The sequence below is a fragment of the Mucilaginibacter gynuensis genome (assembly GCF_039541195.1).
In the GTDB taxonomy this organism is placed as follows: Bacteria; Bacteroidota; Bacteroidia; order Sphingobacteriales; family Sphingobacteriaceae; genus Mucilaginibacter; species Mucilaginibacter gynuensis.
In genome coordinates, this window is sequence record NZ_BAABFT010000004.1 from 434,324 (window position 1) to 454,736 (window position 20,413).

General features: G+C 40.3%; 22 protein-coding genes. 7 read left to right on the forward strand and 15 right to left on the reverse strand.

Annotated features, from left to right (window positions below):
* Positions 1-164: 164 nt before the first annotated feature.
* On the reverse strand, positions 165-1,574 hold the full coding sequence (locus ABD894_RS10865) for a PAS domain S-box protein (protein ID WP_345211051.1): 1,410 nt from the start codon (positions 1,572-1,574) through the stop codon (positions 165-167).
* Positions 1,575-2,082: 508 nt separating this feature from the next.
* Here ABD894_RS10865 and ABD894_RS10870 point away from each other — a divergent pair.
* Positions 2,083-3,270: a glutathione-independent formaldehyde dehydrogenase gene (locus tag ABD894_RS10870; protein ID WP_345211052.1), complete on the forward strand. Its 1,188-nt coding sequence runs from the start codon at positions 2,083-2,085 to the stop codon at positions 3,268-3,270.
* 158 nt (positions 3,271-3,428) lie between these two features.
* Here ABD894_RS10870 and ABD894_RS10875 read toward each other — a convergent pair whose 3' ends face one another.
* The 3 genes from ABD894_RS10875 to ABD894_RS10885 form a co-directional block, all read right to left on the reverse strand.
* The gene (locus ABD894_RS10875; protein ID WP_345211053.1) at positions 3,429-4,049 is read right to left on the reverse strand and encodes a TMEM175 family protein; all 621 of its coding nucleotides are present in this window, start codon (positions 4,047-4,049) and stop codon (positions 3,429-3,431) included.
* A gap of 206 nt (positions 4,050-4,255) precedes the next feature.
* Positions 4,256-4,549: a putative quinol monooxygenase gene (locus ABD894_RS10880; RefSeq protein ID WP_345211054.1), complete on the reverse strand. Its 294-nt coding sequence runs from the start codon at positions 4,547-4,549 to the stop codon at positions 4,256-4,258.
* 501 nt (positions 4,550-5,050) lie between these two features.
* A complete protein-coding gene (locus ABD894_RS10885; protein ID WP_345211055.1) occupies positions 5,051-5,446 on the reverse strand; it encodes a winged helix-turn-helix transcriptional regulator in 396 nt (131 codons plus the stop codon).
* A 124-nt stretch (positions 5,447-5,570) separates the two neighbouring features.
* Here ABD894_RS10885 and ABD894_RS10890 point away from each other — a divergent pair, with 124 nt between their 5' ends.
* Together ABD894_RS10890 and ABD894_RS10895 are read left to right on the forward strand one after the other, a co-directional pair.
* A complete protein-coding gene (locus ABD894_RS10890) occupies positions 5,571-6,365 on the forward strand; it encodes an SDR family oxidoreductase (RefSeq protein WP_345211056.1) in 795 nt (264 codons plus the stop codon).
* 19 nt (positions 6,366-6,384) lie between these two features.
* Positions 6,385-6,651, forward strand: coding sequence for a nuclear transport factor 2 family protein (locus ABD894_RS10895; protein ID WP_345211057.1), 267 nt, complete (start codon positions 6,385-6,387; stop codon positions 6,649-6,651).
* An 872-nt stretch (positions 6,652-7,523) separates the two neighbouring features.
* On the opposite strand, the gene ABD894_RS10900 is transcribed toward ABD894_RS10895, so the two are convergent.
* Positions 7,524-7,667 (reverse strand): hypothetical protein, encoded by a 144-nt coding sequence (locus ABD894_RS10900; protein WP_345211058.1) that lies wholly within the window; start codon positions 7,665-7,667, stop codon positions 7,524-7,526.
* Between the two features lie 198 nt (positions 7,668-7,865).
* Here ABD894_RS10900 and ABD894_RS10905 point away from each other — a divergent pair, with 198 nt between their 5' ends.
* Complete coding sequence (locus tag ABD894_RS10905; RefSeq protein ID WP_345211059.1) at positions 7,866-8,021, forward strand: hypothetical protein; 156 nt, start codon at positions 7,866-7,868, stop codon at positions 8,019-8,021.
* On the opposite strand, the gene ABD894_RS10910 is transcribed toward ABD894_RS10905, so the two are convergent.
* Both ABD894_RS10910 and ABD894_RS10915 read right to left on the reverse strand, forming a co-directional pair.
* On the reverse strand, positions 8,016-8,360 hold the full coding sequence (locus ABD894_RS10910) for a helix-turn-helix domain-containing protein (protein ID WP_345211060.1): 345 nt from the start codon (positions 8,358-8,360) through the stop codon (positions 8,016-8,018). The genes ABD894_RS10905 and ABD894_RS10910 overlap by 6 nt on opposite strands.
* Before the next feature lie 397 nt (positions 8,361-8,757).
* A complete protein-coding gene (locus ABD894_RS10915; RefSeq protein WP_345211061.1) occupies positions 8,758-9,315 on the reverse strand; it encodes a YciE/YciF ferroxidase family protein in 558 nt (185 codons plus the stop codon).
* Positions 9,316-9,598: 283 nt separating this feature from the next.
* Between ABD894_RS10915 and ABD894_RS10920 the strand changes: the two genes are divergently transcribed.
* On the forward strand, positions 9,599-9,814 hold the full coding sequence (locus tag ABD894_RS10920; protein WP_345211062.1) for a hypothetical protein: 216 nt from the start codon (positions 9,599-9,601) through the stop codon (positions 9,812-9,814).
* Between the two features lie 180 nt (positions 9,815-9,994).
* Here the strand turns inward: ABD894_RS10920 and ABD894_RS10925 are convergent, their stop codons facing one another.
* From ABD894_RS10925 to ABD894_RS10935, 3 genes are read right to left on the reverse strand one after another with little or no spacing between them, the layout of a single operon-like run.
* Entirely contained in the window at positions 9,995-10,918 is a 924-nt protein-coding gene (locus ABD894_RS10925; protein ID WP_345211063.1) for a HipA domain-containing protein, read from the reverse strand.
* Between the two features lie 3 nt (positions 10,919-10,921).
* Entirely contained in the window at positions 10,922-11,248 is a 327-nt protein-coding gene (locus tag ABD894_RS10930) for a HipA N-terminal domain-containing protein (protein ID WP_345211064.1), read from the reverse strand.
* On the reverse strand, positions 11,238-11,441 hold the full coding sequence (locus ABD894_RS10935; protein WP_090463249.1) for a helix-turn-helix transcriptional regulator: 204 nt from the start codon (positions 11,439-11,441) through the stop codon (positions 11,238-11,240). Before ABD894_RS10935 ends, ABD894_RS10930 begins: the two co-directional genes overlap by 11 nt.
* 476 nt (positions 11,442-11,917) lie before the next feature.
* Here ABD894_RS10935 and ABD894_RS10940 point away from each other — a divergent pair, with 476 nt between their 5' ends.
* Positions 11,918-12,301 (forward strand): hypothetical protein, encoded by a 384-nt coding sequence (locus ABD894_RS10940; protein WP_345211065.1) that lies wholly within the window; start codon positions 11,918-11,920, stop codon positions 12,299-12,301.
* A gap of 695 nt (positions 12,302-12,996) precedes the next feature.
* Here ABD894_RS10940 and ABD894_RS10945 read toward each other — a convergent pair.
* A complete protein-coding gene (locus ABD894_RS10945) occupies positions 12,997-13,182 on the reverse strand; it encodes a hypothetical protein (protein ID WP_345211066.1) in 186 nt (61 codons plus the stop codon).
* Between the two features lie 37 nt (positions 13,183-13,219).
* On the opposite strand from ABD894_RS10945, the gene ABD894_RS10950 reads away from it, so the two are divergent.
* Positions 13,220-13,399, forward strand: a complete 180-nt coding sequence (locus ABD894_RS10950; RefSeq protein ID WP_345211067.1) for a hypothetical protein — start codon at positions 13,220-13,222, stop codon at positions 13,397-13,399.
* A gap of 1,716 nt (positions 13,400-15,115) precedes the next feature.
* Here the strand turns inward: ABD894_RS10950 and ABD894_RS10955 are convergent.
* From ABD894_RS10955 to ABD894_RS10970, 4 genes are all read right to left on the reverse strand, one after another.
* A complete protein-coding gene (locus tag ABD894_RS10955; protein WP_345211068.1) occupies positions 15,116-15,367 on the reverse strand; it encodes a hypothetical protein in 252 nt (83 codons plus the stop codon).
* A 1,946-nt stretch (positions 15,368-17,313) separates the two neighbouring features.
* Entirely contained in the window at positions 17,314-17,583 is a 270-nt protein-coding gene (locus ABD894_RS10960; RefSeq protein WP_345211069.1) for a hypothetical protein, read from the reverse strand.
* Between the two features lie 1,022 nt (positions 17,584-18,605).
* Entirely contained in the window at positions 18,606-18,920 is a 315-nt protein-coding gene (locus ABD894_RS10965) for a hypothetical protein (protein ID WP_345211070.1), read from the reverse strand.
* Between the two features lie 893 nt (positions 18,921-19,813).
* On the reverse strand, positions 19,814-20,233 hold the full coding sequence (locus ABD894_RS10970; RefSeq protein WP_345211071.1) for a response regulator: 420 nt from the start codon (positions 20,231-20,233) through the stop codon (positions 19,814-19,816).
* Between the last annotated feature and the right edge of the window lie 180 nt (positions 20,234-20,413).

The following is a 20,413-nucleotide window of genomic DNA, read 5'->3' on the forward strand; positions in this document are numbered from 1 at the left end:
TTATTTTCCATCTGGCTGCCTAGCTCTTGGCTTTTATTTTAAGATCGGAGCATAAATTTAAAGCACGTTTAGGGCAATGGGGTTATACGCATCGCATCGCTGTGCTGATTGATAAAGAAGCAGTTATCTTTGAACCCGACGGTGGCAAATTCAACCAATGCTATCTATGTATTTGTATGATCATCCTTATCCGAAACTCGGTATGTCAACAGGGTGATGTCCATGATCACCTTATCCAGTTCTTCTGCCGATCTTTTTAGCATAGGGATGATCTCGGCATTGGGTGGGTCGTTCAGGTCACAAAGCTGAGCAAGGCCGATGATACTGGCGACCGGTGCGCGTACGCGGTGAGACTGGATCCAGGCGATCTGGTGGAGGCGCTCGTTATGTTCTTCTATCTTATGCAAATATTTCTGTGCCTCCGTAATATCCCTCAAAAAACAATTGACACCGATTACCTGATTATTCAGGTCCCGGATCGGGTTAAAGCTTACTTCGTAATACATTTCCTCGTCATCAGACTCGCGTTGCCTAACGAGACTGAAGGCTTCACCGTCGAACGCCCGCTCATAACTTTCAAAAAAGATCTTTAAGTTTTCCTGCATCAGGTCAGCTTTAGTGACCTCGCCTTCTGTTTTGCCGGTCAACTCTTTGATCCTGTCCCAAAATGCCTGGTTACCGGTGATGATATTAGATCGGCGGTCCACCGACCAGATTAGGTCGCGTGTATTATTGATGATCGCGCGAAGGTTCTGCCCGTCATTGTAGATCTGTTCCTGGATCTTTTTTCGTTCCGTGATGTCTACAAAATAAACCGCGATACCGTTTTTGGTGGGGTAAACATTCAGTGAACCCCATACACCCAAAGGTGCATAAAGCTCCTCGAAATGTACGCTAACCCTTTCTGTCATGGCCCGCTCGTATTCTGCGTAGAAGCGGCCATCCCTGCTATTTGGAAAATAGTCCCAGAGATTTTTACCGATGATGTCTTCTTTTTTACAGCACAAGGCTACCTCTGCAGCCTTATTAATGAATGTCACTTCCCATCGATTGTTCAGTGCGTAAAAGCCATCCGTAATACTGTCGAGCATATTCTCCATTTCGGCCGATTTTTCACTGACGATCTGATCAGCGCGCATCTTTTCATCAATGTTAACGACCAGGACCTGCCTTGCACCTTTTCCCTCAAAGATCGTATAATGGATATACACACTCACATAGAACCGTTGCCCCGCATTGTTGATATGCAGCCAGCGTCCGGCATCCATATGTTTTTTTGAAAGGTCTTTATGGAATTCGAGTAGGGCCGGTATTTCCTCAGGCGGGCGGATATCTGTCAGCTTGAGTTGCAGGAACTCTTCTTTGGTATAACCATATTGCTCAACTGCTGCATCATTGACTGCAAGGAAACAGAAGCTTTGGTCGTCGTAGATGTACATCGGTGTCGGAATACCGTTGAAAAGTCTCTTGTAATCTTCTGAAGTATTTTTCTGCTGTATCCTAAAAAGGAAATATAGCAGCCAACAGCCAAGCGCAACCGATCCCATGAGGACAAAGGCGAAAATAGTATACATGGCATAGAGGTTATAAAGGGTATAGCATGCAAGTTATGAATTCAAGATGATATTCCTAAAAGTTGTTTTAGCAATTTGATTGGGAACTCTTGCCAATTGACCAGGTCTTTTCTACATTATGCACTGGACTGAAAAGTTTACGCCTCCACTGGTCCTTCAAGATCATATCATGTCTTTTGATATCTTTTCAAAAACCTAACTTATAGAAAGAATCCAAACCATGATGACAAAACTTTATTCCCAAATCGCAGTACGATTATTGCCGGTTTTTTTTTAATGAAAATCATACACTTTCATTCGTCACAAAACGAATTCTGATCACTATTTATTGGCCCCATTAATCATACCAAAGCTTTGTTAATTAGCTAATTAAAAAAACTATATTTAACCAAAGGTTAAATATAGTGAGCTCCTAAACTATTTTTGTATTTGATCTTCCAGTGGCCTTATGGGAACGGCCTTTGAGCCTTTTTAGCTTTCAAAACAAATTATTCACTTAATCAAGGTTATGAAAGCATTAGTTTATTACGGCGCCAGAGACGTAAGGGTATCGGAGGTGCCCGATCCCAAGATCGAACAACCCACTGACGTGTTGGTCAGGATCACCACGACCAATATTTGTGGTTCTGATCTGCATATGTACGAAGGACGAACCAACATGGAAGAAGGGCGCATCTTTGGGCATGAAAATCTTGGGGAGGTGATAGAGGCCGGTAATGCGGTAGTTAATATCAAGGTCGGTGACATGGTGTGCATGCCATTTAATATCGGATGTGGTCATTGTAAGAATTGCGAAAGCGGGCTCACCGCCTTTTGTCTGACCATGAACCCGGGCTTTGCGGGTGCGGCTTATGGTTTTGCCGGAATGGGTCCCTATGATGGCGGACAGGCTGAATACCTGCGGGTGCCCTATGGCGATTTCAACTGCTTAAAACTGCCTGAAGATGCCCAGGAAAAAGAAAATGATTATGTACTGCTGTCTGATATTTTCCCTACCGGTTATCATGCTACCCAGTTGGCGGGCGTTAAGCCCGGGGATAATGTAGTCATATTTGGAGCCGGGCCGGTGGGTTTGATGGCAACCATCTCAGCTGGCATAAAAGGCGCGAACAAGATCATGGTGGTTGATGATCATCCGGACAGGCTGAAACTAGCTGAAGAGTTGGGTGGCATACCGATCGACTTTTCAAAAGCACCAGCCGTTGCCCAGGTCCTTGAATTAACCGATGGTGTTGGTGCTGACCGAGGTTGCGAATGTGTAGGTTATCAGTGTTGTGACAAGCACGGGCACGAACATAACAATATAACCATGAACGAATTGGTGCAAGCCGTTAAGTTCACAGGATCAATTGGTGTAGTTGGGGTCTTTGTTGCTCCAGACCCAAAGGCAGAAGACCCTCTTGCCAAGAAAGGCCACATGGATTTTGACTTTGGTAATTTTTGGTTGAAGGGACAAAGCATTGCCACCGGCCAGGCAAATGTCAAGGCATATAATCGTCAGCTTTGCGGTTTGATCTCTTCAGGTAAAGCTAAACCATCGGTCATTATTTCTCATGAGCTTTCATTGGACGATGCACCAAATGGTTACAAGCATTTTGATGCCCGTGACAAAGGCTGGACCAAGGTGATCTTAAAACCGGGTAAGCAAGGCGCCACAAAAACACAAGCAGAAGAACGAGAGGCGCTAACTGCATAACGATAAAGCACTGCGGTCTATAAAATGGAAAAGCTTGTACGTTACGATACAGGCTTTTTCCTTTTATTCGAATATATGAAATAGATACAGCCTTTTTTAGCGTATCCCGTAGCGTTTATATATAAATGACCAGGATCATCTCGTAGCTTGATTATCCTTCATCGCCTTTTCCGCTCCATGATCTTCCGTTCACTGAACCGTGGTAGCGCAAAATAAATATATAATAGCACGATAGGAATAATACTGAAAGGCACATTCCAAAAACAGATGATCAGGGCAGCTAGATGTAGTGCAGGGGCAATGGCATATTCTTTTGTCAGCAATTTGATAAGCGCGGGGTCTGTACTTTCTTCCATAAGTTCTTTCTTTCTGGTCGCATACCACCACACGCAATTATAAAATAAGGTCATCAGCACCAATGTTGTATGATAAATTAATGCCGCCGTTCGTTCGTCTGGTCTGCCCACATGCCGTGCCAATAATCCTGTAGTAAAAGACTGGAGCGTAACAAACATTAAAAACAAAATATGCAATATGAGCAGGTACTGATCTGTCCGTTTGATATAAATAAACATGTTGTGATGGTTGGACCAGGCAACGCATATGAACAGGAAGGAAGCGGCAAATGCAGTATAATGAGGCCAGTTTTTAAGAATCTCTGCCAGCAGATCAGTTCCGCCCTCTGGTTTAGGCAGTTCTGTAGCGAGTAATGTTGCCGCGATGGCTAAAACAGCATCGCTAAAATACTCAAGCCTGTCAGTCGGTCGATGGTTGTACATAAGAACCTTATTGATAAATGCTTTGTACCTTAAAACAGAAAGGGTCGTTGATCATGGCAATCGATCAAAACGATCCTTACTGTTTGAACCCGTTAATTTCCAGGATCACCGGAATTGTCCGATCTGATCATATTCAAAGTGTGGCGATATCGTCCAAGCGGTGTTGATGCCGACCTGTGGTCACCGCCGGCTTTTGTAATTAGCGATCACTTAAAGGCGAGTATTTTTACTTTGTCGATCACCGGTGTGGAAACGAGTAGTTCGTCTGCGCTAGCCATTAATGCTTTGGCGATCTCACCGCCGAGGTGAGCGTCCCGGCCAGCATCATCGGTAAACGTATCGAATATGCCAAAGGTCGAAGGTCCGATCTGCCATGCATACCAGCGGATGATCCCGGGCTCAGCTTCCGCTAAAGGCAAAGCACTTGTAAGAAGGTCAGCAACTTGCTGTTCTTTACCGGGTTTAGCCTCGAATTGGGCCAGTAACGCTAAGTTTTCCATTTGATCGATTTTTTAGAACGGTTTGTTGGCGGCAATATACCGCCATGATACACAGCACACTAATAGTGCCATGATCAAGCAGATCAGACGCTTAGCAAAAAACAAAACTTATTCTCCATCTATCCGGAAACTTTCTTTTTTGCCAAATATTTTGGCGACCTCGTCAAAAAAGAGACAGGGCAGTCGGCCCAGGAATATCAAAAAAAATAATTGAAGGAGCGAGAGAACAAATATTCGATGCTGGAAAATCAATAAGCGAAATAACTTACAGTATGGGATGTCAGTATCCGCAACATTTCGACCGCCTTTTTAACCAGCGCGTTGGCCTAACACGAGTATCATAAAAGAATTAATCAATTACCAATGGACTAAAGCCAATGAAAGTCGTACATCAATAATTTAATAATAAGATGCTGAAAATTTATTGCTATGCTAAAATTTGTTAATACGGATTAGAAGGCAGTGATAGCAGATTCTGTATTTTGATCGGGGATACAGCTGTCAGCTTAATATCTCATCAACTTCCGGTTCGGTTACTGATAGTGTATTCTGTTTAAGAATGACCCTTCGCAGTCGCTCCTGGTGTTCGTCGCCCCAAAGGCCGATAGAACGGATCAACGGGATGAGTGTTTTGCCAAAGCCGGTAAGATGGTATTCTACCTTCGGCGGCATTACCGGATATATAGTTCTGGTCACCAACTCATGGTCTTCAAGTTCCTTTAGCTGAATGTTAAGTACCCGCCGTGTTGCGTCCGGAATTTTCCGCTGCAATTCACTGGGCCGCAAGTGGCCTTCATGAATGAACCACAGGATACGAATCTTCCATTTGCCATATAGTACTTCACCGACCAGGTCAAGGCCGCAATTGAGAGACGGGGCGATCTTTTTTATGTACATAACTACAAATATACAACAGCCTTTATTTGTGCGCAATACGGACAAATTTATCCCTATTCGATTCGTAAGCCCGTAATTGTATGGTATCGATGTACTGCTGAGATTTGCATAAACAATAAAATATATGAAAGAGCAAATCAATTACGACAATGAACTCTCCGGGAAGATCGCCCTGGTAACTGGAGGTACAAAAGGTGCCGGAAAAGCGATCGCAGAAAGGCTTCTCCAAGCTGGTGCAGTGGTAATTATAACTGCAAGGAACGCTCCTGAAAAGGAAAACAGCGGCCTGCAGTTCATCCCTGCCGATCTAAGTAAGGCAGAGGATGCGCAGAAAGTGATCAGTCAAGTGCTTGTGGCCTATGGCAGGCTGGATATCCTGGTAAACAACCTTGGTGGTTCATCAACACCTGCCGGTGGTTTCTCCACCTTAAACGATGAGGATTGGCTATCTACCCTCCAAGCTAATTTACTGGCTCCAGTCAGGCTTGACAGGGGATTTTTACCGCGAATGATCGAGCGGAAAAGCGGTGTTATCATCCACATCGCTTCCATCCAGGGTATTTTGCCGCTTTATAATTCCACTTTGCCGTATGCAGCTTCAAAAGCAGCATTGATCAATTACAGTAAAAGTCTATCAAAAGAAGTTACACCAAAAGGTGTACGCGTGCTGACCGTTTCGCCAGGTTGGATCAATACGTCAGCATCGGTAGCCTGGCTGGGCGAGATCGCCAGAAATGCAAATAGTACAGTGGAAGAAGCTCAGCAGGGTGTCATGGACGCATTGGGTGGTATACCTTTTGGCAGGCCGGCCGAACCGGAAGAAGTAGCCGAACTGGTCGGCTTTCTGGTTTCGCCGAGAGCCAATTATTTAACGGGAACAAATTTCGTTATTGACGGCGGAACTGTGCCCACCATTTAAATTAGGATATATCAAGATCATGGAAATACCACAATTAGTAGCAAAATTTAAAGAGACGCAGAACACTTATGACAGCGAGGCTTACACGGAGTGTTTCAGCAAGTCCGCCACCGTCCATGACGAAGGCAAGGTCCATACTGGTAAAGAAGAAATACGGGCATGGATCGAAGACGCTAACGAGCGATATCGATCCGTCATGAAACCGCTTCAATACGGAGAGTCGGGTTCCAATGGCATGTTAACCGCAGAGGTGTCAGACACGTTTCCCGGCAGGCCGACGTGTTGAAATTTCATTTGGGACTAAAGCACGGCCTTATCGATTCGTTAAATGTAACTGGATAATTTAACGGAGAAAGGTAGCTCTGGTCGATATCATTAGAGAACCGCCTATGTTAAATGCGGCGGTTCTCTAAATCAGAAATTGATCGAGGGCGACTGAAGTTATGCCGATCTTTCTTCCAGATCAATCAATGCCGTTTTTACACATTGTTTTGCCCCGATGTCAAGTTTTTAGGTGGGAGTGAATCTTTCCGCTATGTTAATTATATATTATCGTTCAGCATAGTAACGCTGCTACGCCCAAAGAAATTCCGAAAGCTGCAGTAGCTATACCAAAGGCAGATTGAATTTCCCCCTCGCTTGCGCCATTCGGTGCAAGCGTAAAGAAAGGGCCACCGATAAGCGCTACGAAGACAGCAGCACTTATTTGAAAAGTGGCACATGGCAGCAGTACATCTGCGCTGGCGGGACAATCCCGGAGAGCTTAGGGTTTGGCATGATTGCTGTTAGAAGTTATGTAGGGTACGGCTCCGGCCGGAAGTCATTTATAATATACGCAAAAAAATTAAAGGGCCGTTTCTAAGACGGCCCTTTCTTATGGATAACGGGGTTATTGCCGTGGTTGTTTCGCTGTGGTATCCCTTCCGGCCGCTCCCTGGCTTCGTTTACCGCCGGGGCTCTCCCTGCTGCCGCTGACATCCGCGGCGCTTGATCCGCTGGTATCTTTTAAGGTGCTTTCACTATGTTCTTTTTTACCTTTTTTATGTCGCCCCGTCGGAGGTCTGTGCTGTGACGGACAGGGTGCCGAAACTGAATACGGTTACCAGCATCATCGGCTGTTAATTTATTTTTAAGATCTGTTTTATGATTTATAGCGCACTAGTCTTCGTTTTCCTGGTCATGCCCTACCAGCTTGACCAGCTTGTTGTATATACCGAGCAGCAGGAAGGAGGCGGCCCACTGTCCTGCAAATAAGGCGGTATGTTTCTTTCTGTGGATCTTCAGGGTCAGCGAGGCGGCCATAGCAGAGAGGTGGCCCAGAGAGAATGTCTAGGTGTAGCTTGGCGGTTTGCTCTTCGATAGCGGTGGCCACCTTGCTCTTGGCTTTTGAGTTGCCTTTTTCTGCCATGGCCATGTTAAGGCTGTGAACAGGCGCTTAGCGAACTGGAAGCCTATCTGATCAAAGACCAGCAGTAAAACAAATAGTAAATAGCTAAAGCCATGGAGAACGAAAAAAAATATACGACCGGCATCACCTGGTCGAAAAAGTGGTTTAACGGTCCGGAGCGATGGCTGGCTGTCATCTGGGCAATCGTTCTGGCCGGCACTATTATTAGGTGTCCTCTTGCGTTAGGGTTCGTTCCGGCCAGCTCATGACCGGACTTCCTCGTGAAGCTCAATTAGCTTGGCCTGTAATGCATTCAGTTCCTGCTCCCTTTGGCGGAGCTTCAAACGGAGTTGAGTCAGCGTATGGTACGGGCCCTCTGCCGCCGCATTCCCGAATAATGCGCTGACCGGAACCTGGTAGAGTTCCGCGAATTGCAGCAGCCTGGAATAGCTGATGTCTGATTTACCGCTCTCTATTTTGTAAATGGCAGGCAAGCTGATCCTCAGCGTTGCCGCAACCGCCTGAAGCGTCCATCCCTTTTGTCGCCTGAGCTGTTTAAGTGTTGCAGAAACTAATGTCATAAAATGTGCAGCCGGCTTTGGCTGCATGGTTTTACGCAAAGTGGCTGAAAAGGTTCCTATTTGAAATGCCGGACGAAATGAATGTTTTATTTACCCCTTCAGGCAATGTCTTTACGCCAGTTTTTTTTTAAACGTTTAATCTCGTAATGCTCACTGCCGCTAACATGTACCACGATACTGCCGGACTTTCTTACTCTTATCGGCTGCGTATGATTTAATTTATATGTACTTTGTAATGTCAAATATTAGGTGGCTGATTAAACGTTTGTCAACAGTATAGGAAGATGATTATTACCATAAAAAGGCCATATGATAAACTCAATTAGTTAACGACTATAGATTTTCAGCTTTACAAGCAGTCCCGAATATTGTTTATCAGAATTGAACTAATCCAGCAAAAGCCGATTTGCTGGATTATGAGTTTTTATTCTACCTCTGCAGCGGCAGCATCGTTGACATAATTCTCCGCTACCTGCGTCAGCAGGCTATCTGCATTTTTTTCCTCGGCAAGCGTTTCATCGAAAAGGCTTTGTGCTTCCGTATAACCCAGCGTCCCCGCTAAAGTGCGAAGCGTGCCGTAGGAGGCGATTTCGTAATGTTCAACTTTTTGAGCTGCGGAAATGATCGCCACATCGCGCACTTCAGTGCCTTTATCGGTGTCTGATAATAATTCTGTCGCCTCTTTCAGTAAACCTTCCATGGCCAGGCATTTCTTGGCCGCGGCTTTTTCGCCAATTGATTCGAAAACACTTTCCAGGCGGGTTATCTGGTTTTTCGTCTCCTCCAGGTGCGTAGTGATCGTTTGCTTCAACTCTTCCGATGTAGCGCCTTTGATCAGTTTGGGCAAAGCTGTCGCCAGATGTTTCTCAGCCCAGTAAATATCCTTGATCTCGTCAATGAATAATTCTTTTAAAGCGCTTTCAGCTTCGGGCGTACGACTTGCAACTGCTGCAGTCGTTTTTTTGTTTGTTTTTGTAGCCATAGTGTTAGATTTAAAATCAATGTAGATCAGATGTGACTGTGGTCACTGACCGCGATCATGTAGGGCAATTATTATTCCAGTAAGTTTTAAAGATCTATTTTTTCCGCATATCATCTTGCAGCTTAGTTCCAGTCAATATGCACCTGGCTGTCACCTGGCAAAATAAATTCGAGGTGCCCATCTTTCGTTTTTGTTCCTTTCCAGGCTTCCCGGTGTCCCTTTAACCTGACATCAAATTCAGGCAATTTGCCTTAGGCTTAACGGGTTATAAATTCAGATTGTCATGGAAAACACCGACGCGCTTAAAAATAGAAATGCTGAATTGATTGCTGAAAATGAGCAGTTAAAGGAGGATGCGCGTCAATTAGCGGAAGTAACGCAAGCCTATCAGGAAAGCCAGAACCGTTTTCAGGCCGTATTCGAAGCATCGCGGTTGGGCAATAAGATCATCGCTTCGGATCTGAAGATCCTGATACTAACCGCCCAGCTCTTTTTATGAACGTCTATGCCTATAAACAACCGTGGTGTTTGCATAAGCTTAGTATTTGGTTTTAAACAAAGCTATTACATAAATCCTTGACGTTTGATTCGGCGTGGGCTATCTTCGCGAGTGCAGGGAATAAGGATTTTGTTTTTTCCTCACTGGAAAGAGCAACTTATACTATTTAGGTGCGACTTGTCAATCGAACAGCCGTTGCTTTTTATTCCAAATTTCCAGGTACTGTTCTTTTTTTTCGGGGCTCAGGAAAGATGCCTTGATCATCTCACCAACCTCCCTATTACCGGAGGAAAATTTATTATATGTATTCCGAACGGCGGTTTCAGGTATATTCATGCTTCTAGCCAACATATCAAAATCAGATAATCTGATGCTTTTCTTTTTGCCGTTTATTGTCAGGGCCAGTTCTTCATCATCCTGTGGATTAACAAGATTTACATTTAAAAGGTCATAAGCAGGGCTTAAGCTTACCCCTTCGTCCCCGTACAGCACTGAGAAGTTCTTCAGGTGCATATCATTGTTGCCTGTCAAAAAAGAAAATAACACCAGTTCAAAATAAGTCAGCGCATCAAAACCCGTTTGAGTACAGTATTTTAGGATAAGCTTGCCGATCTTTTCATAAGAGCCTTTGTATTTATTTTCCGTTAAAAATTCAGAAAGCTGGCAGAAATCTTCCATGTGAACTTTATGGCCTTTTACCCGGTCAAATCGCTTAGCCAAATAAACCAAGCTACCGTCTGACGCCTCCATTAAAGTATGATCACAAGTTGGCATTTTAAACAGGCTTGCCAAATGCATCGTCAGATCTTCCGATTGCGGCATTTCCGGAAAATCAGGATGCTGTGGTTTGAGTATATATTCTCCCCAAAGTCCTACTACAGTCAGACGGTTGTGTCCCTTCGTCTTTTCCAGGGTAACAGAAAGCTTGGGCTGAACTCCGGTTACAGCGATCCTCTCGTTGATGGTCTGTTCGGCCAACGCTTTCAAAAGTTTATTATTCAATTCCAGTTCAGGTACTTTAGCCGTACCAAAAAATCGCTTTGAACATTTTTCATGATAAGACGATGTACTTGCATCCTGATAACAAAACCAACATTTTGCCATAGCTTAATCTATTTCGGGAACAACCGTTACAGCTCCGATTGCATCCCTGCATGTTAATAGTAATAATGCAAACCGGTCATTGCTTTTGACCTTCCAGTGTGTTGTTGCCAGATCCAGTAGCCAACCTTCAGGTATCAAGCCATCGAAAAAAGCAAACAATACTTTACTTTCATATTTCTGGGTTGACAATGGCAGCGTTAAGCTTACCGGCTTTGCGTTCTTAGTCTCTAAATAATCAGCCTGGTAAGTAAATTCGTAACCATCATCAGTTTCCGCAAGTACACCAGCCAGCGTGTCCTGAAAATACACCAACCCTTTCCTACTCATCATTTTTTACTTTTAATACCACCCCGAGTTCTGCGCCAAATAACATCAACACCTGATTCACTTTATCCATCCGTAATGTTGGTTTTCCCTGTTCCATCTCACGAACGACCCTAAGTCCGACTCCCGCTTTGGATGCCAAGTCTTCCTGTGTGAGATTTAGTGATTTCCTTTTTTTCTTCAAATACTCCGACAACATATTTATACCCTTTCGGGTACAAATATACCTTAAATTTATTAACTATACCCTATCGGGATCTTGTCTTCTATCAATATCCTAATTATACCCTAACGGGATTATATAGTAAATTTGTACTTGGTTTATACCCTATTGGGCTTAGGAACTAGTTTAAAAAATCAAATAATGGTACTTTAAGTCAACAATTGTTGCTCTTTCAACGATAATTTGCGTGCTGGTAACGGCGTCTTCTACACTTTGTGCTTCATCTTGACATTGAAAAAAAAGTGCCGAAAGCTAAGAGAGAGAAGAGAACGTCGGTTGAAAACCCCCACTGCGGTAATGTCGCAGGAATAGCCAGATAAACCAAACTGCCGTTGTGAAAGTTTTTGAGGGGCATCGCTTAACTGAGGTGTCCTATTTTTTTGCCATGCGCTTTCACCTAAATCTTTGTATTCACTGCTTAATAACCTAAGAATCTTATAACACCCGGAGAAATGAAAGGAGCTTTACTGGAATTCATTGTAGGGCGATTAATTGACAGGACAACGGTTTACTTAAAGGTAGATCTGTGCTATTTATGTAGAGCAATAATATATTATTGCTCTACAACATCGTTTTTGCTTAATGGACACCTTAAAGCCAATCCCTATTACACAAGAATGGCTATTGGTGTTAGGTTTCGCCTTGACACTCTAACGGAAGGGCAGCCGCCCGTATATTTCATTAAAGACCATTATATGTACATCGAACCGAATAATTTACAACCGATGGATGGTGGTTTCCCAATCTGTAAATATGAGTTGAAATATGTACATCAATTACAAAACCTTTATTTTGCACTCACGGGACTTGAATTGACAATAGATTTAAATACATAAGACCAGAGGCTGAGATTGCATGACTAGAAACCATTTATAAAATACCTCTACATTACTGATCCGGGTGAGCATTCGACACACGTGACAAAGGCACGATCAATTTTAGATAGAATGCAACTCTATATTGGAAACGTGTATCGCAGCTCGGTGCCAAGAAATGTTATGTCGATATCTTCTCCAGAAAAACTGGGTGCTATGGGGGATGGATAAGCGTTAAGTTGCAGGAATTGTTATTCGACTTCAATCGCATTCCAGCACAATATCATTATTTTGTAGCTGAATACTTGGAAGCGCTCATACTATCAGGCTAATTAGTGTGATCAACAAAATCGATAAGGCATTGTATTCATGTATCCTATATCGTCAATAGTTCGGCCGATGAGCTTTTGGTACTTAAAAGTGAATTGAGCGTTCCCAGAGGATTGGGTAGAATTATTGTTGCATAGTTGTTCGAAGCTGAAAAATTAAATTAGATTTGCATTGTTAATATAAATTTAGCTTTCGCTGAGCGATCAGTGGCTGCAAAACTCCTTAATATTCTTATCGGATAATAGGTCAAGCATTTTACCTTTTATTGACGTTTCAATTGTTACAATTAATTAGGACTGAAAAGGTCGGTAATTGTTCGGTGATTTGGTGTATCTGAAAGTATAAAACCAATCCAACCTGAAGTAGGTGATGGTAACTCCATCCGCTCAATGAATAATCATTTGACCGGCAGGTATCTTAGCATTGGCTGCTAATAACTGCGCTTGGATACTATCAAGTTCCTCACTGTTATCGGCAAGCATTAATGATTTTATTTGATCCTGAGTTACTTCTATATCAATTTTCATAGCAACAACTAATATATTATGAGCTAAGATTACTCTATCTTCCAACTCTTGTTTGTATCTTTACATTCTAACCTTAAAACACATGTGGAAAAAAGAAAAAGAATTGGATTTGGATTTGACAGTCGCTTTAAAAAACCTGGCCAAAACAATGGTAAAGTTTAACCGCATATGCGAAACCGAGCTTTTCCTATTGAGGGGCTTTGATGAAAGCGAATTAGAGGAGATCAAGTTTAATAGTAATATCAGCGTTTTTGTTGAATGAAAACAGAGGCTGAAATTAAAGCAGAATTACAAGATTAAAATTATCTTTAAAACACGCTGGTAATTCAGAAGAAGAACTTCCGAGACAGCTGCCAAAATAGTACCTTCGGAATGGGTTGGCAATAAGAGGGTAAATAGGAATAAAATGCCCGTCTTAATCATCGCAATCCGGTATCTTATTTTTCCAAATTAACGGTCAGTTCACAGGCCATTGAATATCTTTTTGTTTCATTTAATTAAACTGATTTATTAGCCCTCAGCAAATGATTATCAAGCTCAGGATATGTTTGTTAAATAATTTCTTTTCTGCAGTTTGAAAATTTCAGGCTGGGTTAGTAGTAATAGCTTTCTGCGGCATACAAGTTAGTTCAAGTGTATTAAAATATATCGGTTAGTAGTTACTAAACAAACTGTAGAGCATGCTGCACAAGGCCACCAAACATATTCCTATACTGTTGGTAATTGGATATTCCGTGACCGTTGAATGTAGCGTTCTGAAAAGAAACGACTGCAGTGCTTTCCATTACACTTTGACCATCTTAATTACCTAACTTTATGATTTTAAAAATTTGATCATAACGCCTTTTACTGATCAAATAACTACGGAATTGCGTGTTCAGGCGTCCCGTAATATCCAGTCAATGTGCTATAATAGGTTTTTGGTCATTTTATCAATGTAAAAACTATAAAATATTTGAGGGGCATAGGCATCTCTTTTTTACCCTTAAAATTTGAAAACCTTTGTTTTACTGGTTTGTTAAAATACCGTCAAAATAAATATTGAAATCTCAGACAACGGAATTCCCCCTGACAGCGAGTGTTAAGGGGGGATTTTTTTTGAAGCAGCTTTTTTTAATTACCAAAAATGTCTCTTTGTTTGCCCGTTTTATATATAGTAATACAATTATCCCTTTCGCAAGATAGGTATGGAGATAGCACCGTGGTTAGGGCTATCTCCCATTGTCTTGACTAAAAGATTTTACATATATTTGCAGTGATTTGTCGCCGGAGCAAATTAAATCAATTAATTTTAGGTCATTTTGTGTAGGGGTATACAAAGTGACCTTTTTGTTAAATTTAAGTTAATTAAGAATCAGTTATAGTACCTATCTTTGAGAATCAATGTATCCAAACTACATTGAGTGATAAGGTTTAGGTTGAAGTCCCCAGGCAGCGAGTGTTCTGGGGATTTTTATTAAACATTGAGCATTGATTTTACGTTTCAATAATAGCTTCTGGTTTTAATTCCACGGGTTAATTAGTAAAAAGATAGTTTGAAACATAGCTATCTTTTTCAACTTCATTAATTTACCAGCTTCAGTTATTTAGCAGTTAATTATCGTTAACTAATTAAAACCTAAAGACTTAAAAAAAACAATTTGAAATATCCCAAGTTTATTTATAACTACATAGTCTCGTTGATTAGTAGTAAACAGATTTTTAGTAAAATGCCCTCTTGAACAGCGATTGTTGAAGGGGGTTTATTTTTAACCCTTCCAAGTCGTTTTTGCGTTTCCAATAATAGCTTGTGAATTTTTCTTTCCCGTGTTAATAATTGAGGAAAATAGCTCAAAAAATAGTTCTCTTAATTATCAACAAATTTAATTCAAAGATTATCTGGATTATTTATATTTGAGTTACAGCTTCTAACGGCTGCGTTTTTTCATTTAAAAGATTTAGTAAGAGTCCTCAAAACAGCGAGTGTTTTGGGGATTTTTTAGCTCTTCTTTATTTCAAATTGTTTCTGATTATTGCTATTCCAAACAGTAAATATCAAATCATATTCGATAATCTTTCCATCAGATAAAACCTTGTTTACCTTCTCCATTGCTGTTTTTAGGCTATTATGGAATGGAATATCATCTTCCACTTTAAGAATAAATTGGCCATCGTGAATGGTTAATACTGTTTTATATTCCGGCAACTCATTTTGTAAGTAAACAAGTACCATATTTAAATACGATATCATAACCTAATAATATTATTTAATCCTTGATAAGTGATAGGTTACCGATGTTGTTGTATTAATTATGGTAATAGAACTGTAATTATAAGATAGAATTTTACCGCTACTAATACCAATGGACGGTATGATTATTATTAAGTCAAAAAAGGTTTCTTTGATGAAAAATAAACGCTCGAACGCTTCATCCTTGGTCTGATAGGCTGGAAATGTTATAAATTTATCAGGCAAGTATTCCCAAGTTCCGATTAACAAATCGTTTAATTTTTCAATTTCAGAATGCATATAACAAGGTTTAGCTTTCGGTTTATGAAGATAAGATAATATTAGGTTGAGTTATCATTGTCGAATAAATAATATTAAAATATGGCATTAAGTGAATATGCCGGAATCATTAATTATTCTGTTCTTAAAACAATGTAGAGCTTTCTGTGACACTTTGATCATTTTAACTAACTGATTTGTGGATGTGAAATTATAGCTAATAAGACGTTCGTCGATTTAATTGCACGAAACAGCCTGGCCAACCTTGCAGGAATGTCGAGCCAAATCAACGCAAAGGCGTAAGAAATAAGCAAGAGCTATTGAAAACAAAAAGGAAAGTCTTAGCAATTAATAGTTCGGTGTGTTGGTTTGGGTCTTGATGCCATTTCGGGCTTCACTAAGCATGATCTAAAATCAGTCTTGTGTTCGCTCGATTAACGTTTTTCGGATAAACGTCCGGTTTGATACCGGAGCTGAAATTTCATCCACCCGGGGAGATTTATCCAGTGTTCACAAGCGTATCATGCTGCCGTGCAGGGGATGATCGGAAGGGGTGAAGCTGATATAAGCAAATGCGACTAATTGACGGATGCATTAAATGGTAGCTGGCAATGCCTTGTATACGGGAAAGTGCCATCAGCTTTTTGCGTGACACCTGAGAAAACTGCCCCGCGCCATCCTCTTCCCATAAACAGAAAACAGCCATGTAAAAGCTGACATGCCAGGCCGTAATCCGTTCGTTCTGGCTTAAACGCCGATATGCTCAGCTCAAATGGCGGACGGGTTGATTCATTGTTGAAAGGTCTCCGTGGTTACCAGCTTTAAAATTAGGAGTTTAAAGGCAACAAAAAATACAGAAAACAAAAATAAAAAAAACACGTTAAAGACATTGGTTAATACAGGTGTGGTTCCCATACCACAAATTTTAAATAAGTGTTTGAGATGCTCCTTTCATACGGGGCATCTTTTTTGATAATTAGCCTAATCTATCATTTTATTATATTTGCAATAACTTGCCGCCGGGTGATTCGTATAAGGTCACTTGTATAGGGGGGTAAAGTGACCTTTTCTTTTATAACTATCAGGAATATTACTTCGTTTAAGGTATCAACCGTCTGGGACATGGGGTTCCTTGGCTAAATAAGTTAGGGCATAAAGATGGTTTGAGATACAGCCATTTTTTTTTATAAATCTATCCCATTGTCTTATCAGCACATACTCTCCAATACTTCAACTTTCATTGTAATTAAGTAATTTCTTACACTGAAAGCCGATCGATTAGGTTTATATTCAGAGAAATAAACCTAAAACGTAATATAAACCTATTCCCAACAATATAATATTATAGTCAATAGACTATTACCATTTGCAATAATTACCTGCGAACTTGGAGGAGTTTTTTGGGTTGATTGATATGTATACTTATATGTGATGGATGCTAATATTGGCCTTAATTATATTACACAAGGTTTAAGTAATTTCAAACCAAAATAATTTGGTGATTGTTATTTGGTAGTAATAAACATCGTGAAAATTAGCCGCGTTGTCTATTGCTTCGGAGATGTTCCTGTGGTAGGGAACATCTCTATTATTTATTATTGTTCGTTATATTCCAATTTATCCAAACTTCACTGCGTGATAAGGTTTAGGTTGGAACCTCAAGCAGCGATTGTTTTTGGGGTTTTATTTTATATATAACCTATCCTTTTAAAATTGTAATATGTTGAATTGGCTATATCTATTATCTTAACTGAACTATAGTTATACGAAACCACTTTCCCCCTCAATATCCCTATCGATGGAACCTTTATCAAAATTTCAAAAAATCTTTCTTCGATAGTATAAGGCTCTTCAGAAATACCTGTGCTGTAACCATTCGCCTTGAATTCTATAAATTCACCAGATTTATATTCCCATACCCCTGTTAGCAAATCTGCTAATATTTCTGCTTCCGTCATATTTTTTAATATCAATATTAGTTTACCGTAATCCACTGATAAACAGTGCGCAATTAAAACTTTTAGGAATATTAAATGTTTTAAATTTTAGCCATGTAATTACGCCCTCAGGTTGAATAAAAGCAGCTTTAATAATGAACAGGATTTAAATAGGTTTAACCGTTTTATTAGTTCAGCTTTGACTTGTCTTACAAGAGTAAGTAGGATGTCATAACAAGTCCACTTGGCGTAGGGGTACGCTGAGTGGTTTTCTTGAATACTTCTGATTTCGGACTATTATATGTTATTGTAATCGAGGCTAACAAAGCGCGAATGAGAATTAGCCAGCTGCAACAAACCACTGTATATTAGTATTAAAAACATTAATATGAAATGCCAATTAGGGATATGATAAATATTCATATCATCATAAATCAATAAATTAAATACTCCATAGGACATCAAGCAAGTGAAGATTATAAGGCTCGGAGCAAGTGTATAGGACTTGAAAATCTTTAATGGTACAGTATAAATTGAGAAGCGAGTCAACACATAGCACCCTAAATAAATTATTGGTGCAATTGGAACATAAACCCACGTGTAAAAATATGTAAAGGACAATTGAGAAAGAGCAATTAATAGATAATAACCAATCGCAATTGTCAATATTGAAAACAGAACGGGTAATACATTTGCGGTAAAAAACTTCATAACCAAATCAATGTTCAAACCACGATTTGCTTAATTTGTTCTTAGGTAAATTCTATGAGCTATCTATAAACCTTAAAGTCTCTCAACTGGTTAGCGGTCCACACCGTAAAGTTCAAGTCGTATTCCCGATTCCTTACTCTCTCGACATTGCTTACGATCAAAGGGTGAAGGTCATTATAGGTTTCGTTAAAAGGTACATCATCGGATAATTTAACAATAATCACGCCTTCATTAATAACTATTCTATCCCTGTATAAGGGAGATAGCTCTTGCTTTAAATAAACCATTACACGGTTTAGATATTCTATTTCGGTCATTGGGGTTGAAACGTGCTAAAAATCAGGTTCGGGTTCTTTATACGCTAATATAAAGTCTGCAATATATTTTTCTTCATTAAATGATAAATCTGTCGCTCCGTTAAGATACCAGGAACCATCCTCATTTAAATAAATGGAGCCGATAACCATTTCGGTATCCAAAACATAATAAACATCTTCAGATATAATATTGCGAAATGCCAAGTCAAAAGAGTTGCCACTGATGACATTGTTTTCCTTGCTTGTTATTGGACTGATGACAACCTCTAACAAGTCACCATCCCGCCCGATAGTAACAACAACACTCTGCGACATTATTATATTTATCATAATGATAGGTACCTGTTGGAAGAGTGCTTTATTTATCGACTTAAAGATAATAATCAAACCTGATTTTAGGGTTTATTTAATTAGAGATTTAAGGGGTATCAAAAATGGTTCGTGAACAAGATATTAAGGGTGTGGCTTCTTAGATAATACTGATATATCGCAAACAAGCAGGATGGCGCATGGTAAAATTACACACACTATGGTTCCTTGTTCAGCATTAGTAATGTCTTCGATAAAAGTTTAAGTTTTTTTAATTTTTAGAGCTTTACTTTTATGTAGCGATATTGACCAGCAAATAAGGCAAAAAATCTCTTTGCCGCTGATTGATATCTCTGTTTTAAGTTATTTGGTAATAAATCAAATCGTTGTCAAATATATTACCGATGGTATAATAACCGTTTGCGTAGTGGTTCTAAATTCTATTTTTCTACTCTTGTTATTTTGATAAGTTTTGATGAGGCGGTTTGTACTTCTTTACCTGTTTCTTGGATTGTATTCTATTGCTTAGCTATAACAATATAAAGGCGTTTTGTTTTTTTACATTTATATTATATTTTCATCCGGACCATATTCAGTATGTAGCATCGCCCAAGATAGTTGTGAGTCAGTTCATGGGTATTTGGAAAGGAAAAATGGCAATAATGATGTTTAAATTTGCGACCTTAATGAAGAAGCTTTTTTGAACTACCTGAAGCATAGTCATATCATGCTTGTTTAATCAATTATCACAGGAAAAGTTATGGTCTTTCAGAAGGAAGTCAAGTCCATCCAATTTGGTTTAATTTATTCAGTTAACGCTTCATCTGCGATAGCACCTAAAAGTAACTTAAATAATAAAGCTGTTCTGTACTGTAGTTAAATACAGGTAAGACGGAATCCACATCTTCCGCTGTTTAGGCCTGCCCGGTAACCCGATCGAGTAAGATTAACAGATCAGACAAATTTAAAGGCTTGGCCAAATAATGATCAGCATTACATAAAGAGGCATAATGCTTCAATTCCGGGTGTCCCGACATGAGGAGTACCGGTATATCGCGGGTTTGCACCTTCGATTTCAAGATAATACATAGTAAATGCCCATTAATCACCGGCAAAAGCTCGTCCAGCAAAAAAACGTCCGGTTCAATTCCCAGAATTTCGTCGATATTTTCAACGTGCGAAAGGGCGGTTACCCGGTAATACAGGGAAAGCTCGTTTTGTAAAAATTGCATCAGCAGGGGATCGTCTTCAATGATGACAAGGTGCTTTTTCATATGACTTTGAACGGAAATGCCCAGTTTTAGTTGCGGGCTGTCTTTTAGTATGTCGCCCAAAAGGACTGTTCTGAGTGCCTTTTACCACAGATAAACATGTCCCATGGGCCAAGGGCCTGGTAACGAACAAATACTTTGAAGAAATAACTAGCTCATTACCGACTAAAAAAATATCGCCGACAACACTTTTATCATTTTTACGTACTAAGCAGATAAAAACCTACGAAACCAAGTATTAAT

Excerpts from the sequence above, each read along its gene's own strand:
- ABD894_RS10865 (WP_345211051.1), bottom strand. The coding sequence starts at position 1,574 with ATGTATACTATTTTCGCCTTTGTCCTCATGGGATCGGTTGCGCTTGGC.
- ABD894_RS10870 (WP_345211052.1), top strand. The coding sequence starts at position 2,083 with ATGAAAGCATTAGTTTATTACGGCGCCAGAGACGTAAGGGTATCGGAG.
- ABD894_RS10875 (WP_345211053.1), bottom strand. The coding sequence starts at position 4,049 with ATGTACAACCATCGACCGACTGACAGGCTTGAGTATTTTAGCGATGCT.
- ABD894_RS10880 (WP_345211054.1), bottom strand. The coding sequence starts at position 4,549 with ATGGAAAACTTAGCGTTACTGGCCCAATTCGAGGCTAAACCCGGTAAA.
- ABD894_RS10885 (WP_345211055.1), bottom strand. The coding sequence starts at position 5,446 with ATGTACATAAAAAAGATCGCCCCGTCTCTCAATTGCGGCCTTGACCTG.
- ABD894_RS10890 (WP_345211056.1), top strand. The coding sequence starts at position 5,571 with ATGAAAGAGCAAATCAATTACGACAATGAACTCTCCGGGAAGATCGCC.
- ABD894_RS10895 (WP_345211057.1), top strand. The coding sequence starts at position 6,385 with ATGGAAATACCACAATTAGTAGCAAAATTTAAAGAGACGCAGAACACT.
- ABD894_RS10900 (WP_345211058.1), bottom strand. The coding sequence starts at position 7,667 with ATGGCCGCCTCGCTGACCCTGAAGATCCACAGAAAGAAACATACCGCC.
- ABD894_RS10905 (WP_345211059.1), top strand. The coding sequence starts at position 7,866 with ATGGAGAACGAAAAAAAATATACGACCGGCATCACCTGGTCGAAAAAG.
- ABD894_RS10910 (WP_345211060.1), bottom strand. The coding sequence starts at position 8,360 with ATGCAGCCAAAGCCGGCTGCACATTTTATGACATTAGTTTCTGCAACA.
- ABD894_RS10915 (WP_345211061.1), bottom strand. The coding sequence starts at position 9,315 with ATGGCTACAAAAACAAACAAAAAAACGACTGCAGCAGTTGCAAGTCGT.
- ABD894_RS10920 (WP_345211062.1), top strand. The coding sequence starts at position 9,599 with ATGGAAAACACCGACGCGCTTAAAAATAGAAATGCTGAATTGATTGCT.
- ABD894_RS10925 (WP_345211063.1), bottom strand. The coding sequence starts at position 10,918 with ATGGCAAAATGTTGGTTTTGTTATCAGGATGCAAGTACATCGTCTTAT.
- ABD894_RS10930 (WP_345211064.1), bottom strand. The coding sequence starts at position 11,248 with ATGATGAGTAGGAAAGGGTTGGTGTATTTTCAGGACACGCTGGCTGGT.
- ABD894_RS10935 (WP_090463249.1), bottom strand. The coding sequence starts at position 11,441 with ATGTTGTCGGAGTATTTGAAGAAAAAAAGGAAATCACTAAATCTCACA.
- ABD894_RS10940 (WP_345211065.1), top strand. The coding sequence starts at position 11,918 with ATGAAAGGAGCTTTACTGGAATTCATTGTAGGGCGATTAATTGACAGG.
- ABD894_RS10950 (WP_345211067.1), top strand. The coding sequence starts at position 13,220 with ATGTGGAAAAAAGAAAAAGAATTGGATTTGGATTTGACAGTCGCTTTA.
- ABD894_RS10955 (WP_345211068.1), bottom strand. The coding sequence starts at position 15,367 with ATGATATCGTATTTAAATATGGTACTTGTTTACTTACAAAATGAGTTG.
- ABD894_RS10960 (WP_345211069.1), bottom strand. The coding sequence starts at position 17,583 with ATGACGGAAGCAGAAATATTAGCAGATTTGCTAACAGGGGTATGGGAA.
- ABD894_RS10965 (WP_345211070.1), bottom strand. The coding sequence starts at position 18,920 with ATGATAAATATAATAATGTCGCAGAGTGTTGTTGTTACTATCGGGCGG.